Origin of the sequence: Caballeronia sp., from assembly GCF_049581465.1 — a bacterium.
Classification (GTDB): Bacteria; Pseudomonadota; Gammaproteobacteria; order Burkholderiales; family Burkholderiaceae; genus Caballeronia.
In genome coordinates this window covers 1-1,997 of sequence record NZ_JBAUSA010001262.1, presented here as the reverse complement: position 1 = coordinate 1,997, position 1,997 = coordinate 1, and the positions used below count along the sequence as shown (strand labels likewise).

The following is a 1,997-nucleotide window of genomic DNA, read 5'->3' as shown; positions in this document are numbered from 1 at the left end:
CCTGATAGCCCGTTTCCGGCGATGCGTCGCCGGCCACATCCGGCACGCCGCGCTGGCTGAGCGCGGTTTTGCCACCGCCCTCGCCGCCGTCCGTGCGCGTCACGCTCAAGCCTTGCTGCCAGACCGGCAACGCGTAGGTCGCGCTAATGCCGCCACCGCCCGCTCCGCCCTGATCGCCGTCATTCCACACCACTTCCTGGCCGATGCCTTGGGTCGACGCCGATGCCGATGCCGTCAAATGCGTCCCGCCGCAAGCCAGCACGTAGGGGCTCGACGCGGGAAAGTCGACGTGATCCTGACCGTCGGTTGCGCCGTCACTGGAACCGCCGTCGCCAGACGCTACGCACACCGTCACGCCGAGTACGGCGGCCGATTGCAGGACGTCGTTGAACGCGTTTTGCGATTGCGCGGTCCAGTTCGATTCCGGGCTGCCCCAGCTGATCGAGACTACCGAAGGCTTGTTGACGTCGTCGTGGATCGCGCGGCTCACCGCGTCGACGAAACCCGCGTCGGTGTTCGGCGAAAAATACACGGCGATGCGCGCGCCCGGCACGATGGCCCCGACAATCTCGACGTCCAGCGTCACCTCGCCGTCCGGGCCGTTCGGATTGCCCGTCGGCGCGTTTCCAGCCTGGTCGACGGCCACCGACATCACGTCAGGCGCGCCGACGCCAAGCTGGGTGAAATACGTGCTGAGGTCGCTCTGGCTGTATCCCCCACCCAGTTCGATGATGCCGACGCACTGGCCAGTGCCGTCGCCAGCCGGAAAATTGTAGATCCGGGCGAGATCGAGCGGGGTGTAGGACTCGCTTTGCGCCACCGCCGGCCTGAACGGCGACGGCAAGCGAAAATGCGGACGCGCCTGCGGACGGCTGTCGAGTCCCAGTACGGCGGTCACCATGTCCTTCATGTCCGAGGGCACGTTGACCGGCCCCGACCTTCCCCGATAGTCCCCGATCGCGTGATGTTCATAGCGCTCGAGCTTGACGCCAAAGGCCGTGCCGAACTGCGCGATCGTGCCCGACAGGACCACGCTGCGCGCCGCGGCGTCGGCGCGAACCACCTTCAGGCCGTGTTCCTGAGCGAACGCTTCAGCCCTCTCGACATCCGCATCCGACGCGCCAAAGCGCTTGCCGAAATCCTCGCGCGAGACGGGTACGGCATCGGCTTTGCCCGCGTCGATCTGGTTCATCAGTTGCCGGAAGCCGGCTTCATCGTGCCGGCGCAGCATCATCACGACTTCGATCTGTTCGTCCGGATCGCACGCGCCGATACATCGCGCACCGTCGGGCTGGGCGTTGTCGCTGCCGGGTATCGGATGGGTTGTCATGGCTTCGCTAGTCCCCGGTCGTATGAAACATGCAAACGATTGCGTCAACTTATGCGTCGATTAGCGGGACCTGTCAATTCGGTGTCGCACAGATGACGCTCACGGCTAGCTGACCCTGAGGTGCCGAACCGCACAAATTGCTAACTCGATGCTCGCGCTTGTGGGCGATTGACACGGGCTCCATGTAATCTGTCGGTAACGACGCGAATTGCCCGCGAGTTTCCCGCGGGTACCCTGTAGCAAGCTGCGCGCCGCACCCGCTTCGAGGAATTAAAACGGCGTCAGCATGCACAAGCCACTGCCTTGGCTACGCATTCCACCCCACAAGACGGAGATGGCGTTCATGAAGCACTTATCCCTGCTGGCTCTGCTCCCATCCGGCACTGCGACCGGGAAACACGCAGGTCCAAGCGCAGCCGACCTTGCCGCGCACGTCCTCTCGCACACGCGCCACGACTCGGCGACCGGTATCGATGCGCCCCGCAAGACGTACAAAAACGTGAGCGCCATGCAGGTCCTGAGCGACGAATATGTGTTTCCCCTCGGCAACACCGGCGACTCCCTGGTGTTGTCGGGCACCCAGATCGCCGCCGGTTTTCTCGCCGAGCGCGCAGCCGACGAATGGCTCGAACTGGCGCGTCAACATCACGCGGCGACGGGCGACACC

Annotated in this window: 1 protein-coding gene and 1 pseudogene; one reads left to right on the top strand and one right to left on the bottom strand. The window is 64.7% G+C overall.

Annotated elements, in window-relative coordinates; translation table 11 throughout:
* On the bottom strand, nt 1–1,330 hold a 1,330-nt coding region (locus tag WCA53_RS30600), incomplete at its 3' end, for a S53 family peptidase (RefSeq protein WP_423920278.1).
* Nucleotides 1,331–1,673: 343 nt separating this feature from the next.
* Here WCA53_RS30600 and WCA53_RS30595 point away from each other — a divergent pair.
* Nucleotides 1,674–1,997 (top strand): annotated as a pseudogene (locus tag WCA53_RS30595) (inositol monophosphatase); the annotation flags it as partial.